The sequence below is a fragment of the Aquicella lusitana genome (assembly GCF_902459475.1).
GTDB lineage: Bacteria > Pseudomonadota > Gammaproteobacteria > DSM-16500 > DSM-16500 > Aquicella > Aquicella lusitana.
Genome location: NZ_LR699117.1, coordinates 59,975 through 76,909, shown reverse-complemented (window position 1 = coordinate 76,909; position 16,935 = coordinate 59,975). Strand labels below are relative to the sequence as shown.

Here is a 16,935-nt window from a genome sequence, read left to right as displayed (position 1 = left end):
AATTATATTAGTTGGTATATTACCTAACCAAATCAGAGATGTAAAAATACATAAAGAATTTTTAGCAGACTTAAAAACTAAGGAAAACACGAGCAAATTTTTAATGCCTGTATCCATTAAAAAGCGAACCGTTTATACCGAAATTTTAACCGAAGAAGCTAATCCGAAAAGTATTTTTGAATTACCCGAAAGTAATGTGGCTCGTATCGAATATGAATCCGCTTGTAAATACATCATGGAAAAGGTGCTAAATCATGGCTAAAAAAAAGGTATTTTCGATTGGTACAGCGTTATCTCAAGGTTTAGAAGAAACGATTGAGTCAGCACAAAATTATTCTAGTGAATTACGTGTAGATGTAATACCACTCAAAAAAATTGAACTTGATCCAACAAATCCACGTGATTTAGCTCTCACAATGCAAGATGTACAGGATGGCATTAATGACGCTGACAAAGATAAATCTCGCAAATTGAATGAGCTAGCTTCTTTAGAAAGTATGGCGCATTCAATCAAAACCCAAGGGATCATTAATCCAATTATGGTTTATAAACATGGCGAGCAGTATCGTCTTGTTGCTGGGGAAAGAAGAACATTAGCGTCAATATTAGCAGGTAAATCCGATATTCAAGCTAAAATCTTGGATGGTAAGCCGGATCAATTAAAGGTTGGTCTATTGCAATGGATAGAAAATATTGAAAGAAGTGATTTAACACTTTGGGAGCGTATCAATAATTTGAAGATGATTGTTGATGCATATGCTAAATCACGGAATATTCAGCCAACGCAAATTACTGCTAGTGACTTAGGCGATTTGATTGGTTGTGTAAAATCACATGCTGCGAATTATAAAACTGTACTCAATGCAGATACCGAGCTGACACAGCTTATTGCTGAAAACAAAATTAAGAATTTAGAAAAGGCGGCTTTGATATCTGATATTAAGGAGCCTGATATTAGGGAGCAAGCAGTTAATGCTTGTATAGCAGGAGCAACATTAAAGCAACTCAAAAATCTGGCAGATCACGCTAAAATCAAACCTATTGTTATCAAGCAAGTGGAAAAAAGAGGACGTCAGTCTTCATCGATCAATTTCGGTATGACTAAGAATACCAATGTTGCAAGAGCTGTGATTGAGTCTCTTTTAGCTAATAAATCTTTGGCTCATTTAAAATCTTCTTTCAGTAACATTGATTGGTCAGATCACCGCTTGGTGGCGGAAACTTTTAAGCAGTTATTAAGAACCTTAGAAAAAGTACACTCATAGAGAGATAGCTGAATGTCTAGCAAAGTAAAAATTAGTTTTGTTTTGCCCGAAGGATTACAAAAAGATTTAAGGGAAAGGATTGTCCTTGATGGTTATAGCCTCAAAGGCAAAAGTCAATGGGTTGCGGAAGCCGTTGAGCAGTTGTTCCAGCTAGACGATTTCATGGATTTGGTGAAAGTAAATGACGTTATGCAGGGTGGGTTCGAGAAATTTGAATCTGTTTTAATTGATCGGAAGTTAAAAATGCAATTGGATGAATCAGTGATTCAAGTTAGAAGAAAATATCCTGAAATTGACGGGGTGCAAAGCCGAATCATGAGAACAGCTATTTTACAGCGGTTACTTTGAGTGAGTTCAGTCACTGAACTTTTAGTTATGTTATTGAAAATTAACATTTTTATTTAATGAAATAAAAAGAGTGAAATTACAAGAAGTTCGGGCTTCACTTTAATTAGCAAGGTTCTATGTGGAAGTGCGCCGCAGCTGCATAGGAGTGAATAACTTCGAACTTAAAAGCTGCATTTGAGATGGAGGAAGGCCCTCCGAAGCCGACTTGCAGGAGTAGGCTTTAAACAACCCTAAGCGGCATGGATCAAAAGTCCTTGTCGTGAGCGTTAGGGAAAAGGCTGCATTTAGCAGTCATGTGCGAAACAGCAAGGCGAACGGAAGTGAACCACTGCTGACGTATCGAAATAGAACTCGGATGGCATCAAAACTAAGGTGTTTTCACAACCTTAGGATAAGTTCATCGGAAACCTGTCTACTGGGTGAACGGTGTCCGGTATGGAGGTGGCGCGAGGCTGTTTCAGGCTTAAATGCGGAACTGCGGGAACCTGCGGTTTGATGATAAGGGAGAAGTCCAAGGAATAAAACCCTAGGATGAGAGTACCAATGCAAATCACAGGGGCGGATTAGTCTGTAGTAGTGCAGATACAACTGTAATGGTTGTGGAACGAAGAGACTAAGTTATTCCGCTTTATTGATCAGTCAACCAGAAATGGGAGGAGCTTTTGGATAAAGCAAAATCATTTGATATTCCTAAACAACTTGTTTTTGGTGCCTATCAACAGGTGGCTAAAAATGCTGGGTCAGCTGGGGTAGATGAAATTTCGATCAAAATGTTCCATGAGGAACATAAGCAGCATTTATACAAACTGTGGAATCGGATGTCATCAGGAAGTTACTTTCCACCGCCAGTTAAAACCGTTCTAATTCCTAAGAAATCAGGAGGAGAACGGCCACTTGGTATTCCGACTGTTGCTGACCGTATTGCACAAACTGTGGTAAAAAGAATACTTGAACCCCAGTTAGAACCGCATTTCGATGAAGATTCTTACGGGTACCGTCCCAAGAAATCAGCACTGGATGCGGTTGCTACAGCAAGGCAGCGATGCTGGAAGTATCAGTGGGTCATTGACCTTGATATAAAAGGGTTCTTTGACAGTATTGACCATGGGCTTTTGATGCGCGCCGTTGAGAAACACACGTCGTGCCGATGGGCATTGCTGTACATTAAGCGGTGGCTAACCGCAGATAGTCAGCAGCCAGATGGTACGCGGGTTATGCGAATACAAGGTACGCCTCAAGGGGGAGTAATTAGCCCGTTGCTGGCAAATTTGTTTCTACATTATGCATTCGATAAATGGATGAGAAAAGCTTATCCAAATATATGCTTTGAGCGGTATGCGGATGACATTCTTGTGCATTGCCGAACAAAAGCAGAAGCGGAAACAATACTCAAGGCCATTTCAGAACGATTAGCTGAATGTAAATTATCAACTAATCGTGAGAAAACAAAGATTGTTTACTGTGGCTTGTCAGAGGCTTATGACGATTATCCTCATAGAAAATTTGATTTCTTGGGGTACACCTTTCGACATAGGTTAACACGGTCAAAAATTGGCAAGCAATTTGTAGGCTTTGTTCCAGCAATTAGCAATAGTGCTAAGAAGAGCCTTCGTCAAGTGATAAAACGCTGGCGAATACATCGACGCACCTATGAAACGATAGAGAGTCTTGCAAAATGGATCAATCCCTACCTTCGTGGATGGGTCAATTATTATGGAAAATTCTATCGATCAGAGATGCAATCGCCCCTTTTGCAGGTAGAGCACTATTTAAAGCGCTGGTGTAAAAACAAGTTTAGAGGCAAGTGTCACAAAGCCTCAATGGATCAAGCGCTCAAATATCTCGGACAGGTAAGGAAATATAAACCACACTTATTCGAGCATTGGCGCTATGGTTGGGGATCACCTTTGGTTTGAATAACAAGAGCCGTATGAATCGAGAGGTTCACGTACGGTTCTGTGAGGGACTGCGGGTGCAATTCCCGCGGTCTACTCGACCACAGAATTATTTACTAGAGCTGAAATGTGACATTTACAGGATATTTATATGGAAAGGAAAACACAGGCAATCACTCTTCAACCAGAAAAAGGGCTTGAGCTAAAGAAGCATGTGGCTGTAATTCACTCAAGCAACAAGTTGACGTTACTGCAACGTAAGATTGCTAACGCACTTCTTTTCAATGCCTATAAAGAGTTACAGGAAAAAGACGAACACACGATTCATATTGCTAAGCTATGCGAAATAATTGGTTATGATAGTAATGATCATAAAACGATTAAAAAATCGCTTATTAATTTGATTTCTACGGTATTAGAATGGAATTTAATTGATGGCGAGCGGCTTGATAGTGAAGGGGTATGGAACGCAAGTTCAATTATAGCTGGCGCTAGCATAGATGGTGCCATTTGCACTTATTCCTATAGTTCCCAAATGAGAAGATTACTTTATCGTCCTAATATATATGGGCGTTTAGATATGATGGTACAAGCGAAATTTCAGTCAACTTATGGACTGGCGCTTTATGAGAATTGCAATCGATTCCAGGATATTGGACAAACACCGTGGTTCACGCTAGCCAAGTTTAGAAAACTTATGGGTGTGGAAGAAGGAAAGTATAAAATTTTCCGTGATTTTAAAACCCGTGTTTTAGACAAAGCAGTGGAAGAGGTTAACAAGTATTCCACTTTGAACATTAGTCCACAGATGCGAAAGCAAAATCGTCAGGTTGTGTCTATTCAATTTCTAATAAAAAAACCAAAATTATCAGTCATATCTATAAGTAATGAGCCTACTCAAAATAATATTGCTGAAATACTCAAAGAAAAATTTGGTTTATCTGCAAGACAAATAACACAAGTATTAACAGATCACGCGGAGTTGTACATTAAAGAAAAAATCGATTTAGTAATATCTTCACCAAGTTTTAAAAATGGGAAAGTAAAAAATTTAGCGAACTACCTATTGTCTGCATTACGTGATGATTACCAAACTAGCAAAACAAGTGCTGTAAGCGTTGTTCCCACTGTTAATGATATTAACTCGGATAATAGATCGAGTGTAGAACTACAAACAAAATTTGGAAGATTCCAAGAATCCGAATTATTTAAGTTGTTTGTTGGTCTGTCTGAGCGCAAAAAAAACAGTTTGCTTAATAAGTTCGAGAAATTTTTGGTTGGCGTGTACGAACAAGTTTACGCGCGTGAAGGATTTAAAAATGTTTTGATTCAAGAACAACTGTGTCATTTTCTCAAGAAAATTAATCATGAGTTAGTTGATAAGCTGCCGTCTTATGAGGAATGGCTCAAGAATTATAGATAATAAAGGAGCAGCATTGTTTATGTTTAATACTTAAAATCTAGTATTACTAGATTTTAGAGGATTTGTATAAACTATGTATTTGTAATACTTTATAATAAATACTATAATTCTAGTATGACTAGATTTGAAAGAAATAAATTAAACGAAGTAATAACGCAGATGCCTCAAGGTCTAGTATTAACGCTAGACTGGCTAAAAGAGCATGGAGTGTCATCTAAGCTTGCTTGGTGGTATGTAAAATCTCGCTGGTTAGAAAGGGTAGGGAACGAGGCCTATAAGAAATATGGCGATAAAGTTAGCTGGGTGGGAGCGCTATCGGCGGTGCAGAACCAGCTGCATTTACCATTACATGTAGGTGCAAAAACGGCGCTAGAATTATTAGGACAAGCGCATTTTATACCTATGCAGGGGATAAAACGCGTTTCTCTTTTTCATAGTTCTATGGTTAAAGTACCATTGTGGTTCCGTAAGGCGAAAGCTTGGGATGCTGAATTTAATATATATCAAGTATCACTATTTCAAGAAGATGATGCACTTTTAGGAGTGATAAACAGAACAATAGATGGTGTAGATGTTTATCTTTCAAGTCCAGAACGTGCTGCCTTAGAAATATTATATTTGGTTCCCACTAAACAATCTTTTGAAGAGGCATCTAAGCTAATAGAGACTTTAACCCAGCTTCGACCTAACCTTGTCCAGAGTTTATTAGAAAAATGTAAATCAATAAAAGTGAAACGTTTATTTTTGTATTTGGCGGATAAGTTTCAGCATCCGTGGTTGTCTAAAGTTGATTTAAGTAGGGTGAGCTTAGGACATGGGAACCGAGTAATAGGCGAGGGCGGAGATTATCATCCGAAATATCAATTATCTTTGCCAAAAATAGTGGAGGAGTAAGTGGGGTATTCACGCGGGTATTTAACACAGGTTGAACTTTTATTACAGGTATTACCAGTTATTAATAAACAGGATTGTTTTGCATTAAAAGGTGGTACGGCTATTAATTTATTTTTTCGCAATATGCCAAGATTAAGTGTGGATAGTGTGCCACGAGGCACTAAGGAATTTGCTTACATAAATTAAATTTTGTAATCAAACAAATTAGTGACGTAACTGTGGATGAGATGAGAGTAGGCCTCTCGCAATCAAGAGATAGGTCGGATTGCAAACTACCATAAGCGGCTGCAATTAAGAGTTGTGGTCGTGAGCGTTATGGAAAAGGCATGACATGATCATGTTATGTAAGTGTTCAAAAGAGACGAGCGCAAGCGAATCACCGATGAAGCATCGAAAGTAATCAGACGACATCAAAACGAGGAGGGATCTTCGCCTCGGAAAAGTTTAAGCATAGCCTATAGATGGCTTGAGCGGTGTCCGGTGTAAAGGTGGCGTGACTAGAACACAGGCTCATTCATGGAACGTGGGAACCTGGATTTTCATGACAAGGGAAACGCGCAAGTAGAGAACCTACAAGGCTAAAGTACCGAAGGAAAATACAGGGGCGGAAGAACTCGTACTAGTGATGAAGGTTTTGTAATGAAACCGGAGCGAAGGAGTTCAATTGTTTCGTTGTTAAATTAAGTCAACCAGTCATGGGAGGAGCTTAACAAGTGACAACAAAGTCGTTTGCAATATCTAAGCAAATGGTTTGGGAAGCTTATAAACGTGTTCGTGCAAGAGGTGGCGCAGCAGGAGTAGATGAACAATTGATCACCGCATTTGAAAAAGACTTGAAAAATAATCTTTATAAATTGTGGAATCGAATGTCATCGGGAACATATTTTCCACCGCCTGTAAAACGGGTGGAAATACCCAAGACAGATGGAGGAATTCGTCCGCTTGGAATTCCGACTGTTGCCGATCGAATTGCGCAGATGGTTGTCAAGATAGCATTTGAGCCGGAAGTGGAACCTCATTTTCATGAAGACTCATATGGCTATCGTCCAAATAAATCAGCACACCAAGCAGTAGGTGTTGCACGGCAAAGATGCTGGCGCAATAACTTTGTATTGGATGTTGATATTAAAGGATTCTTTGATAATCTCGATCATGAATTACTGATGAAAGCGGTGTGCAAGCATACCTCATGTAAATGGGTAATTTTATACATTGAGAGATGGTTGAAAGCACCAATGCAGCATGGGAATGGGCAACTTGAGCAACGCAATAAAGGTACGCCGCAAGGTGGGGTTATCAGTCCTTTATTAGCGAATCTTTATTTGCATTATGCGTTCGATCGATGGATGAAAGAACATCATTCTGCAGTATCATTTGAGCGATATGCGGATGATATAGTTATTCATGCAAAGAGTGAAGCACAAGCAAAATTGCTCAGACAACAACTTGCAGAAAGATTACAACAATGCAAATTAGAATTGCATCCTGTGAAAACAAAAATTGTTTATTGCAAAGATGCAGATCGAACAGCGGATTATCCTAATATTAGCTTTGTGTTTCTTGGTTTTGAATTTAGACCAAGAGGAGCAAAGAATAAATATGGGAAAATGTTTTGTAATTTTCTGCCCGCAGTAAGTCGCTCAGCACTAACCAAGATGAAAAGAACGGTAAGAGCGTGGCGATTGAAATGGTGTTGCGAGAAGAAATTAGAAGATCTATCGTGCATGTTCAATCCAATTGCACGAGGCTGGATTCAGTATTATAGCAAGTACTATAAATCAGCCCTTTTTCCGCTTGCCGAACAAATTAATCGGCATTTAACAAAATGGGTGACTAACAAGTACAAGAGATTTAAATATAAGCAACGCAGAGCTTGTTATGCGTTAGGGAAAACAGCTCGTAAGAAAACTAAACTATTTGCGCATTGGGAATTATTGGGATATTTGCCGGCTGATGGAACAAGGAGAGCTGTATGAGTCGAGAGGCTCACGTACAGTTCGGAGAGCGGCTGGTGGGGAAGTTCCGCCGGCCGACTCACCTTGACTTGACTTACTTACCTATTGAACCACGGGAACAATTCTTAAAAAATATCACCTTTGCTTTAAATACATTGACTCAGAATATAAAAAAAATAGGGAGTAATAAATATCAAGTTGAAGAAGTTTTTACAAAAGAACCTAGACAATTATCAAAATTGATAATATCGAATAACACAACAAAAATTATCATAGAACCCAATTTCGTATTAAGAGGCGCTGTTTTTGACTGCGAAACAAGAGAACTATGTCAGTTCGCCCAAAACGAATTTTTAACATATTTCACGATAAAAACGCTTTCATTTGCTGATTTATATGGCGGTAAAATTTGCGCTACACTTGCACGTCAGCACCCGCGCGATTTATTTGATATTAAAATTTTGTTAGAAAATGAAGGTCTGACTGATTCAGTCCGGCAAGCTTTTGTTATTTACCTAGCTAGCAATTCCAGACCTATACATGAGTTATTAAATCCAAAACCGAACTTGCAGAATACAAGAAAAATTTATGAGGAATCTTTTATCGGGATGACTACTGAAAAAGTTTCTTACGAGAAATTAGTTGAAGTACGATACGAATTAATTGAATTAATATTAAAATCACTAACAGTAAATGAACGGAAATTTTTATTGTCAATTAAAGCCGGCAATCCTGACTGGCAACTCATTCCTATTGCTGGAATAGATCAGTTACCAGGTCTTAAATGGAAAAGTTTGAATATTGAAAAAATGGATGCCGAAAAGCAAAAAATTGCTTTGGATAAATTAAAAAAGGTATTAGAGCTTTGAATAAGAAAATTGCTTCTGAAGGAATTAATATGAATTCATTAGATGATATGCCAGTTAATGATGCTATCGCGTTGTACTATGAAAAACACCATGCTATGCGACAAGGTGACATGAAAAAATTACTCGAATTAAAAAATAAATGTCCTCAAATATTTGATAAAGAAAAGGATGCGCAGATACGCGACATGATCGATTACTGTAAAGCATTTCAGGAAACGGATCGTTATAAGGAACTTCGTCGAATGGAGTTGAAAGAAAAATTGTCTGTTATCCACAATGAAAAAATAACAAATGAATAAAATTTTATTTGTAAAAGTTCCGACTTGATCTGACAGTTACCCGTTTTTCAGTTACGGTTTTACTGTCAGTTCAAGTTGAGATTATCAACTTTTTCCTTCCAGATTCTTTTACCATCAATCAATGTCGCCATCGGAGTTCGGCCACAACACATTTTACCCTGATGTGTGCGTTCATTGTTGTAATAACCGAGCCAATCATCCAGATCTTTTTGCAACTCGTCAATAGTTGTGTAAACTTTCTTTCGGAAAGCAACCTGATAAAACTCATTCAGAATCGTCCTATGAAAGCGTTCACAGATGCCATTGGTCTGGGGTGATTGAGCTTTCGTTTTGGTGTGCTCAATATCATTGAGCGCCAAATACAACTCGTAATCGTGTTGCTCTACCTTGCCGCAAAACTCAGTGCCACGATCCGTTAATACGCGCAGCAAGCCCAAGCCTTGTTCTTCAAAGAATGGCAACACACGATCATTTAACAGGTCAGCAGATGTAATCGGTGTTTTTGTGGTATATAGCTTGCAATGAGCCACTTTGGAGTAGGTATCAACAAATGTTTGCTGATAAATGCGCCCAACACCCTTGAGATTGCCAACATAAAAGGTATCTTGTGAACCAAGATAGCCAGGATGTGCTGTTTCAATTTCACCGCAGGCCATATCATCGTCTTTTTTGCGTTCTAGCGCGGCCAGTTGTGCTTCAGTTAGAATTAAGTTCTCCTCGGCAGATTTCTTTTCCAGTGCGGTTAGACGCTGTTTAAATGATGCCAAATCATGCCTTAGCCAGATGCAACGAACACCGCTAGGAGAAACAAAAACACCTCTTTTCCTAAGCTCATTACTGACTCTTAATTGACCATGCGCGGGGTACTCAATGGCATAGTCCAATACAGCATTCTCTGTAGCTTCATCGGTGCGGTTCTTGATGTTTGGCTGCCGTCTGCTCTTGTCGAACAAGGTCTCAATGCCTCCTTGCTCAACTGCTGATTTATAACGATAAAACGTATCTCTGGAGAAGCCCATTACCTTGCAGGCTCTTGATACATTCCCTAGCTCTTCTGCCAAATTTAACAGACCGACCTTGTTTTTAATGATTTTTTGCGTACACTCGTACATAAGGTTACCTCTTTAATGTTTTGATTTTTACTCGACATAACTATCAAAACGGGTAACCTTACTTTTTTCAAGTAGCAAGTGTCAGATTAGATCGGAACTAATGCATTTTATTATTAGGTGCAATTTTAGGGTTGTTGTCGGTTCTGATGGCAGCCTATGTTGATCATTCACTCTCATTTACGCTGGCTAGTAATGCGCGTCATAGCATATCGGTCGCTGTTAGATATCATCAACTTTATGCCATTGTTATCACCATTATTGGATTGATTATTCCATTGCAAGCGAATCAACGGATGAAATCATGGTTTATTAGATCAGCTTATATTTTTATTGTAGGTATTTTATTATTTAGTTTTAGTATTTATATCGCATCCATAACAGGCATGGTGGGATTGCTACATGCGACGCCCATTGGAGGTGTAATTCTGATGTTAGGGTGGGTTAGCTTGCTACGTACAGCGTTATTAAAGATGAAATAAATTTTTTATCCGTTTTTTTTAGGGTTATTTAATGAAAGATCAATTATCATTTCGTTTTGTTTTCAAGCCAGCAATTGAATCACAGCGAGAATTTATTCATAACTGGTTGCAGCAAGACTACATTCGTGAATGGGTACACGGACAAGGCTTGAATAATTTACTTAATGGACTAGAAAAATTTTATCAATATAGAAAAAAAGGAAAAGGCTTGGAACGCGATTCCAAGATTACACAACACTGGATTGCTTATGATAACAATAGACCATTTGCGTACCTTTTAACGTCGAATGTTTTTAAAAATACTGCGGATGATTATGCAAAATATAGCGAATTAGAAGGTTTAGCTATTACTTTGGACATTTTCATCTGTGATACAAATTATCTTGGAAAAGGTCTCGCTGACATCTTGATTAAAGAATTTTTGCTAAGCAATTTTTCAGATGTATTCGAAGTTTTCATTGATCCAGAAAAAAATAATAAACGAGCTGTGCACGTTTATGAAAAAGTAGGCTTTAAAATTGTCGGCGAATTTCTGGCACCTTGGCATCCAGTTCCTCATCATATCATGAAACTTAATATGGATGATCTCTTTAGAAATTAAAGATATTCATAATACATATCGATTCTATTATAAAAATTAACGCGCGCGTTGTTAACTTGAGTCAAATTATTGTTTTATCATTTCTAACGATAGCTCCCATATTGCAATGATATGTGATGCATTTATTGTCACTTCTTGTTTAGGTGTTGGAGATGTAAAATAGCCGATTTCATAATAACTTTTATCGAGTGATAAAATGGCATCAATCCAAATTATTCCTGATTTATCCCGATATGTTTTGCTAATACATTCAATAGCCATTTTGCTTCCATCACTTAACAAGACTCCATAAATACCAGGTTTAGACGTAGCATATTCAAATAATTTACCGATAATTAAATTGTCATCCATATAAAAATCCTTTTGCCAATATTTCTAATAATCCGCATAAAAATATTAATTATGCATCATCATATTTGTATCTTTTGTTTGTGTATTATGATCCACTGGAGGGATAGGGTATTTGTTGGTGAATATTGTTTTTCTTTTGATATGTTTTTCTAATAACTTTTCGATTGCTGCAAAACTATTACGTATTGCAATATATAAATTTTGGCTTTGTTTTCTACTGATAAGCTCCTTACCTGGTATTGTTATATCAATGCTGACACTGAATATTTTACCCTTGTGTTTATGATTTTGAGGAACATCGATTATTACTCTGCAATTGCTTATTTTACTGTATATTCTGTTCAGTTTAGCGAAATGCTTGCGAATATGATATTCAATCGTCGGTGAGTCTGAAATAGAACGAACTGTTATTTGTAACGATGACATAGCTTAAATCCTCCCATTTTAAATTTTTTCTTAACATATTAAATAAAAAACTTTTGTATTTAAGCGAAAACGATTTAGTAGCAATTTTATTGCTAACGTACCATTTGATTTATTTTCATTACTAACTCTCCTCATAAAATATCGTACTAATTATTCAATAGGGATAATTTATTCTAATTTCAAGAGCACTTTTTTAAAAAATTTTTATAAAAATAACCCTTGTAAATTTTGTAATTATCCTCATATCACGACACCCAAACATATTAAGAATAATAATAGGAGTTTCGGATATGTTGTCATTTGACATTTCTAATCATTATTTATTATGTCTTTTATTTACAGTTGGTTTAGTGGCAGGTATGGTGGATGCCATTGTCGGTGGGGGAGGATTAATCACTCTTCCTGCTTTATCTGGCGTTGGATTGCCTCCATCCATTGCAATTGGTACAAATAAACTACAAGCATTTTTTGGTACCTTTTCTGCAACGCTTAGTTTCTATCGCAAAAATATGTACTCTATTCGTACTATAAACAAAGGAATTATTCCTATTCTTGTCGGTGCTTTGATTGGTGCTATCGTAAGCCAATCTTTGAGCGTAGCCGTTTTATCTAAAATTATGCCATTCTTACTTTTATTTATACTCACCTATGTCATCTTAGTACCTAAATTTGGCTCGGAAAACCTAACACCCAAGATGAATGAAACGCCATTTTATTTCTTCGGAGGGGCTTTATTAGGGTTTTATGATGGATTTTTTGGACCTGGTGTAGGGTCATTATGGATTTTCGCTCTATCCTATTTTCTTGGCTACAACTTATTAAAAGCATCGGCTTATACTAAAGTGTTTAATCTCGTCAGTAATGTGGTTGCTACCGTCTGTTTCATCATAGGAGGGAACATAAATTACAAAATTGCCGTTGTTATGGCAATTGGTCAATTTATTGGTGGAAAAATAGGCACACAAGTTGCGCTCAAAGGTGGGTTCATAGTGATTAAGCCATTATTTATACTGGTTTCAGCAGGAGTCATATCAATGCTAATTTATAAGAACAGCGCTGGTGATAAAAATAATTTAATGATATTCGGGTGTCTCTTGATTGGCTTAACAACATTCGTCATCACGCATTGGCTAAAGAATAATCGGCTGACTTTGCTTCGGTTTAAACACAGACCGAACCGCTATGCGCAACAGGAATAATCAAAATATAGGCTTATAAAATATGATATGCTCTTTATACCTTCTAAGATGGCGATGATGAACAAGGAGAGTTCACATACATAAATTGAGCATTAAGCATGGTTGCCTATACTTGTTCAAAAAGATAGTTTTTGTCATTTTTTTGATTTCATTTCTTGCTAGCTATCTTTTGAGGAGCTTATTCTTGTCTGGTAAAAAAATTACATAGCCATACGTGACATTATGCATACTACGGATCCTTTAATATCTGCTTTTGTTCTTATTGTTTTGGCTGTTTTTATTTTAGGACTGATATTAAAAGAACTTAAACAGCCTCATATTATTGGCTATATCATCGCCGGATTTATTCTAGGGCCACATGTTCTCGGAATAATAAAGCAGCCAAGCTTATTAGCGCACATGGGCAACATGGGTGTCATCCTGCTATTGTTTTTCGTTGGATTAGAGTTATCGCCCAAACGATTGGTTGAAAATTGGATCGTTTCTCTCTGCGGCACGACCTTGCAAATTTTGGTCAGCATTATTTTTGTAGCTATCATTAGTTTCATCTTTCAATGGTCATGGCAACAAATTATTTTATTGGGATTCATTATTAGTTTAAGTAGTACTTCAGTTGTATTCAAACTGTTACAGGACTGGCATGAATTAAATACGAAGTAGGCCAAGATGTGGTAGGAATTTTATTGGTACAAGACATTTTTATTTTCCCAATGCTGATTATTGTCGGTTTTCTAACAAATAAAATGATTGATTGGAACACCGTTAGCTTACAAATCATCGGTGGCATTGCCATGATTACACTGATTACTTGGATTGTGATAAAAAAGAAAATTGATATTTCTTTTCTCAAAAGATTAGGTAGTGATCATGAAACACAATTATTTTTATCTTTAATATTATGCTTCGGTATCGCAACACTCGCAGGACTATTAAAAATTAGCCCAGCATTAGGCGCATTTTTAGGCGGCATGCTTGTTGCAGCTATAAAAGAAACACATTGGGTGCATGACAACTTATTACCATTAAGAACCATTTTCATCGCGTTCTTTTTTATCTCCATCGGCATGTTAATCAAGCCCGACTTTATTCGACCATATTTTTGGCAGATCTTGTTATTAACCGTTAGCATTTTAGTAACCAACACATTGATCAATGCAATAGTTTTAAAAACGCTAGGCGAATCTTGGCGGGTAAGTTTTTATGGAGGATCATTACTATCTCAAATTGGTGAATTAAGTTTTATTCTGACAGCCATTGGCTACCAGACAAGTATTTTTTCAGTCGTTATTTATAATATGATGAATACCACCATCGCTATTTCATTTTTATTGAGTCCATTATGGATTTTATTAACGAAAAAAATCATTGCTAAAGCAGAACTACATTTGGCTACAATTTCACAAGAAAAAAAGTAAGCGCTTGAATTTTCTAAAACCCGCCCCATTTAAAATAACGATAGTCATATTTTCTAAAATAATTTGAAGGGAGAAAACAAATATGAACATAAAATATTTATTTTTTATATTTCTCAAATTGATGGCCTCGGCAATCATTCTAAGTCTTCCTGTAACGGTGTTTGCTAAGGAAATTAGCTTATATGATCAACCCAAATCAGATGCAAAAGCGATTGGGACGATTGATCTAGCAGCAGGTATTATTCCGATATACACACCGAAAGAAGGCAGCTGGGTAAAAATTGCTGATCCCAAAAATGGAAATGTCGGATGGGTGAAATCAAGTGATCTTAATAGTGCAGGTACCTCTCAATCTATTTTCACTTTTACTCAAAGTATAGATAATAAGACACCTACGACTTATCGTATTATCCAGTTTGGACAACCAACCAATCTGACGCCTGAACAAACAAAAACGCTTGTTAAGCAAGTGCAAACCGAACAGCAAGAAATGCAGAAATCTATACAGAACATGATGCGCGATATGGATCAGTTATTTTATAACGATTGGCATTTTATGCATCATGAAGCATTTCCTTTTTTTGTCCCAGTTATGGTCATGCCAGTGCAAAAAATTACTAAGCCACCACAAGTGAATAAACAAACAACATCAACCTCACCAGCAACAACACAAAATAATGTGGATAACAAAATTAAGAAATAATGTGAGATGAAAGTGAAGTCTATGGTCACCTGTGCAAGGTGACCATAGTGAAATAATATCTTAAAGAAGAATGTTGTAAATTGCCTCAGCTTTTTCCCATTCAAAAGGTGAAGGATTTTTCATGTCTTTATCCAAAGCACGAAAAGCTTTAGCAAGACTAACCGTGATTCCACCGACTAATTCTGGGATTTTTGCTTGAAGCGTAGCACTATAACCCAATTTTAAAGGGGGCAATTTTGCTTGTTGTTCCAAGATTGATTGAATATCAATATTTTCATCCATTGTTTTAAATTCTTGAATATTAGTTTGTAGACCTTTTGTGATAGGCAAATCAGTGAAATCGATAACTTCTCGATTATTCACCCGAGCAGATACTTGCCCTAATAGCCCCTAAGGTACGGAAGCTGCGACCAGGTGCCACTTTAATTTGATTGCCGGTATTTTCTAAATAATCCGACATACTTGATTTCCGGTCAAATTACTTTCATTACTAGTAAATTTATTTTTGATTACCGCCAACACCTCAGATGATCTCTTTATGTTTGCAATAATAGCCAAGCACTTACCCAGCTCATTTTCACCCTCTGATGGTTTACATAGGATATTGTTGTACCAAATATTATTCTGTTTCCTATCCGAAAATGTCGTCCAAAAAAATTTGAGTGGATTAAATCCACCATTTATCGTAGCGGCTATTGGCAAGCAAAGCTTATTCATTTCATTTAAGAACTTTTCATCAAATACGTTAGTTGCAGAGGGAGAGTGGACTAAGATAATAGGTGATAGCGTGTCAATATTATTTTCTTTGACTTGTTGATAGAAATTGACAAGGTCAGAAATATTGTTAACGGAGATGAGAATATAATGAGTACCGCTAATTGAGTTATATTTGCTCTGGTCTTTAAAATTTAATTTTTTGCAATCGGAAAAATTAATAATAAAGTTTGGTATAGCATCTATTTGGAAGTTAAAGTCGTGACTAAAAAAATTGGTTAATGATGTTGTTGGGATATGGTTTAAAGCATATTGTGGATTAAGTGCCCATTGCGATCCGATATCATAATTGATATAAGTTCCCTTTAACTTTACAAAGTTATATTTCGATTCTGAAGTGACGCCATAAGGCATTAGCATAGCTAATAATTGAGAAATCGATAGTTTTTTCTGCGCAAGTAAATTCGAATAATTGTTACCAGGTAAGGTAAACAGATCGCTTACTTGTTTTAATGCTAGTTTTTTTATTTTCTGCATATCACTATTTTTATCTAACGAAGATAATTTAAAAAAATGTGCCCACATATCAGGTTGATTTACATTTCTATAAAAATATTTTGACATTGCGGAGAGTTGGAGTAATTCAGACGGTGTTAAATAACGAATAATCTCGCTCAAAATTTCTTTAGGCATTAATTCTAAGTAATTAATGTCATTTTGATCTTTTGACTTCTCACTATCATTAAAAAGATTGAAAAAACTAAACATAGTTTGGTTATTGCCCAATTTAAGTGAAAAGATAGCCCAATTAGTATCTTCTAGTTTTAAGTTTCAAACTAAAACTTTCATATATAAATTAAAACACACTATTTTTAACAGTAACGAAAACGTTCGTTTATGTTACCTGAGATGCAAATTCATTTCTTCAAGAAAAGAAAGGCATATAATGGTAACTAAAATGGTTAAAAATTCAAGGTTATACAACTT

General features: G+C 36.6%; 16 protein-coding genes and 4 pseudogenes. 15 read left to right on the top strand and 5 right to left on the bottom strand.

The window, feature by feature from the left end; all coding sequences use genetic code 11:
* The 10 genes and pseudogenes from AQUSIP_RS12405 to AQUSIP_RS12185 all read left to right on the top strand — a co-directional run.
* Positions 1 to 262: pseudogene (locus AQUSIP_RS12405) on the top strand (ParA family protein); the annotation flags it as partial.
* Positions 255 to 1,265 (top strand): ParB/RepB/Spo0J family partition protein, encoded by a 1,011-nt coding sequence (locus AQUSIP_RS12225; protein WP_114834983.1) that lies wholly within the window; start codon positions 255 to 257, stop codon positions 1,263 to 1,265. The pseudogene AQUSIP_RS12405 and the gene AQUSIP_RS12225, both read left to right, overlap by 8 nt.
* A 12-nt stretch (positions 1,266 to 1,277) precedes the next feature.
* Positions 1,278 to 1,613: a hypothetical protein gene (locus AQUSIP_RS12220; protein ID WP_114834982.1), complete on the top strand. Its 336-nt coding sequence runs from the start codon at positions 1,278 to 1,280 to the stop codon at positions 1,611 to 1,613.
* A gap of 662 nt (positions 1,614 to 2,275) precedes the next feature.
* Positions 2,276 to 3,529: a group II intron reverse transcriptase/maturase gene (gene ltrA / locus AQUSIP_RS12215; protein ID WP_114835532.1), complete on the top strand. Its 1,254-nt coding sequence runs from the start codon at positions 2,276 to 2,278 to the stop codon at positions 3,527 to 3,529.
* Between the two features lie 130 nt (positions 3,530 to 3,659).
* Entirely contained in the window at positions 3,660 to 4,931 is a 1,272-nt protein-coding gene (locus AQUSIP_RS12210; RefSeq protein ID WP_114835492.1) for a replication initiation protein, read from the top strand.
* A 114-nt stretch (positions 4,932 to 5,045) separates the two neighbouring features.
* A complete protein-coding gene (locus tag AQUSIP_RS12205) occupies positions 5,046 to 5,825 on the top strand; it encodes a type IV toxin-antitoxin system AbiEi family antitoxin (protein ID WP_114835491.1) in 780 nt (259 codons plus the stop codon).
* Positions 5,826 to 5,969 (top strand): annotated as a pseudogene (locus tag AQUSIP_RS12200) (nucleotidyl transferase AbiEii/AbiGii toxin family protein); the annotation flags it as partial.
* A 569-nt stretch (positions 5,970 to 6,538) separates the two neighbouring features.
* On the top strand, positions 6,539 to 7,801 hold the full coding sequence (gene ltrA / locus AQUSIP_RS12195; RefSeq protein WP_233432397.1) for a group II intron reverse transcriptase/maturase: 1,263 nt from the start codon (positions 6,539 to 6,541) through the stop codon (positions 7,799 to 7,801).
* The gene (locus tag AQUSIP_RS12190) at positions 7,798 to 8,649 is read left to right on the top strand and encodes a nucleotidyl transferase AbiEii/AbiGii toxin family protein (protein WP_114835489.1); all 852 of its coding nucleotides are present in this window, start codon (positions 7,798 to 7,800) and stop codon (positions 8,647 to 8,649) included. Before ltrA (AQUSIP_RS12195) ends, AQUSIP_RS12190 begins: the two co-directional genes overlap by 4 nt.
* Positions 8,650 to 8,678: 29 nt before the next feature.
* Positions 8,679 to 8,948 carry a hypothetical protein gene (locus AQUSIP_RS12185; protein ID WP_114835488.1) on the top strand — a complete coding sequence of 90 codons (270 nt, stop codon included), beginning with the start codon at positions 8,679 to 8,681 and terminating at the stop codon, positions 8,946 to 8,948.
* 65 nt (positions 8,949 to 9,013) lie between these two features.
* Here AQUSIP_RS12185 and AQUSIP_RS12180 read toward each other — a convergent pair whose 3' ends face one another.
* Complete coding sequence (locus AQUSIP_RS12180; protein WP_114835537.1) at positions 9,014 to 10,060, bottom strand: IS481 family transposase; 1,047 nt, start codon at positions 10,058 to 10,060, stop codon at positions 9,014 to 9,016.
* A gap of 146 nt (positions 10,061 to 10,206) precedes the next feature.
* On the opposite strand from AQUSIP_RS12180, the gene AQUSIP_RS12175 reads away from it, so the two are divergent.
* Both AQUSIP_RS12175 and AQUSIP_RS12170 read left to right on the top strand, forming a co-directional pair.
* A complete protein-coding gene (locus AQUSIP_RS12175; RefSeq protein ID WP_148326103.1) occupies positions 10,207 to 10,539 on the top strand; it encodes a DUF423 domain-containing protein in 333 nt (110 codons plus the stop codon).
* A 31-nt stretch (positions 10,540 to 10,570) separates the two neighbouring features.
* Positions 10,571 to 11,140 (top strand): GNAT family N-acetyltransferase, encoded by a 570-nt coding sequence (locus tag AQUSIP_RS12170; RefSeq protein WP_114835437.1) that lies wholly within the window; start codon positions 10,571 to 10,573, stop codon positions 11,138 to 11,140.
* A 66-nt stretch (positions 11,141 to 11,206) separates the two neighbouring features.
* On the opposite strand, the gene AQUSIP_RS12165 is transcribed toward AQUSIP_RS12170, so the two are convergent.
* Both AQUSIP_RS12165 and AQUSIP_RS12160 read right to left on the bottom strand, forming a co-directional pair.
* Positions 11,207 to 11,491: a hypothetical protein gene (locus tag AQUSIP_RS12165; protein ID WP_114835436.1), complete on the bottom strand. Its 285-nt coding sequence runs from the start codon at positions 11,489 to 11,491 to the stop codon at positions 11,207 to 11,209.
* A gap of 45 nt (positions 11,492 to 11,536) precedes the next feature.
* Complete coding sequence (locus tag AQUSIP_RS12160) at positions 11,537 to 11,917, bottom strand: HPF/RaiA family ribosome-associated protein (RefSeq protein WP_114835435.1); 381 nt, start codon at positions 11,915 to 11,917, stop codon at positions 11,537 to 11,539.
* A gap of 290 nt (positions 11,918 to 12,207) precedes the next feature.
* Here AQUSIP_RS12160 and AQUSIP_RS12155 point away from each other — a divergent pair, with 290 nt between their 5' ends.
* The 3 genes and pseudogenes from AQUSIP_RS12155 (at position 12,208) to AQUSIP_RS12140 (ending at position 15,234) form a co-directional block, all read left to right on the top strand.
* Positions 12,208 to 13,116, top strand: a complete 909-nt coding sequence (locus AQUSIP_RS12155; protein ID WP_114835434.1) for a TSUP family transporter — start codon at positions 12,208 to 12,210, stop codon at positions 13,114 to 13,116.
* A gap of 222 nt (positions 13,117 to 13,338) precedes the next feature.
* Positions 13,339 to 14,531: pseudogene (locus AQUSIP_RS12590) on the top strand (cation:proton antiporter domain-containing protein).
* Between the two features lie 82 nt (positions 14,532 to 14,613).
* Positions 14,614 to 15,234, top strand: coding sequence for a hypothetical protein (locus AQUSIP_RS12140; RefSeq protein WP_114835431.1), 621 nt, complete (start codon positions 14,614 to 14,616; stop codon positions 15,232 to 15,234).
* A 60-nt stretch (positions 15,235 to 15,294) separates the two neighbouring features.
* On the opposite strand, the pseudogene AQUSIP_RS12135 reads toward AQUSIP_RS12140, so the two are convergent.
* Together AQUSIP_RS12135 and AQUSIP_RS12130 are read right to left on the bottom strand one after the other, a co-directional pair.
* Positions 15,295 to 15,606 (bottom strand): annotated as a pseudogene (locus AQUSIP_RS12135) (DUF1931 family protein); the annotation flags it as partial.
* Positions 15,607 to 15,678: 72 nt separating this feature from the next.
* Complete coding sequence (locus AQUSIP_RS12130; protein WP_114835429.1) at positions 15,679 to 16,716, bottom strand: F-box protein; 1,038 nt, start codon at positions 16,714 to 16,716, stop codon at positions 15,679 to 15,681.
* Between the last annotated feature and the right edge of the window lie 219 nt (positions 16,717 to 16,935).

What these genes read in the sequence shown, in the direction of transcription:
- AQUSIP_RS12225 (WP_114834983.1), top strand. Translation starts at nt 255, where the DNA reads ATGGCTAAAAAAAAGGTATTTTCGATTGGTACAGCGTTATCTCAAGGT.
- AQUSIP_RS12220 (WP_114834982.1), top strand. Translation starts at nt 1,278, where the DNA reads ATGTCTAGCAAAGTAAAAATTAGTTTTGTTTTGCCCGAAGGATTACAA.
- AQUSIP_RS12210 (WP_114835492.1), top strand. Translation starts at nt 3,660, where the DNA reads ATGGAAAGGAAAACACAGGCAATCACTCTTCAACCAGAAAAAGGGCTT.
- AQUSIP_RS12205 (WP_114835491.1), top strand. Translation starts at nt 5,046, where the DNA reads ATGACTAGATTTGAAAGAAATAAATTAAACGAAGTAATAACGCAGATG.
- AQUSIP_RS12190 (WP_114835489.1), top strand. Translation starts at nt 7,798, where the DNA reads ATGAGTCGAGAGGCTCACGTACAGTTCGGAGAGCGGCTGGTGGGGAAG.
- AQUSIP_RS12185 (WP_114835488.1), top strand. Translation starts at nt 8,679, where the DNA reads ATGAATTCATTAGATGATATGCCAGTTAATGATGCTATCGCGTTGTAC.
- AQUSIP_RS12180 (WP_114835537.1), bottom strand. Translation starts at nt 10,060, where the DNA reads ATGTACGAGTGTACGCAAAAAATCATTAAAAACAAGGTCGGTCTGTTA.
- AQUSIP_RS12175 (WP_148326103.1), top strand. Translation starts at nt 10,207, where the DNA reads ATGGCAGCCTATGTTGATCATTCACTCTCATTTACGCTGGCTAGTAAT.
- AQUSIP_RS12170 (WP_114835437.1), top strand. Translation starts at nt 10,571, where the DNA reads ATGAAAGATCAATTATCATTTCGTTTTGTTTTCAAGCCAGCAATTGAA.
- AQUSIP_RS12165 (WP_114835436.1), bottom strand. Translation starts at nt 11,491, where the DNA reads ATGGATGACAATTTAATTATCGGTAAATTATTTGAATATGCTACGTCT.
- AQUSIP_RS12160 (WP_114835435.1), bottom strand. Translation starts at nt 11,917, where the DNA reads ATGTCATCGTTACAAATAACAGTTCGTTCTATTTCAGACTCACCGACG.
- AQUSIP_RS12155 (WP_114835434.1), top strand. Translation starts at nt 12,208, where the DNA reads ATGTTGTCATTTGACATTTCTAATCATTATTTATTATGTCTTTTATTT.
- AQUSIP_RS12140 (WP_114835431.1), top strand. Translation starts at nt 14,614, where the DNA reads ATGAACATAAAATATTTATTTTTTATATTTCTCAAATTGATGGCCTCG.
- AQUSIP_RS12130 (WP_114835429.1), bottom strand. Translation starts at nt 16,716, where the DNA reads ATGTTTAGTTTTTTCAATCTTTTTAATGATAGTGAGAAGTCAAAAGAT.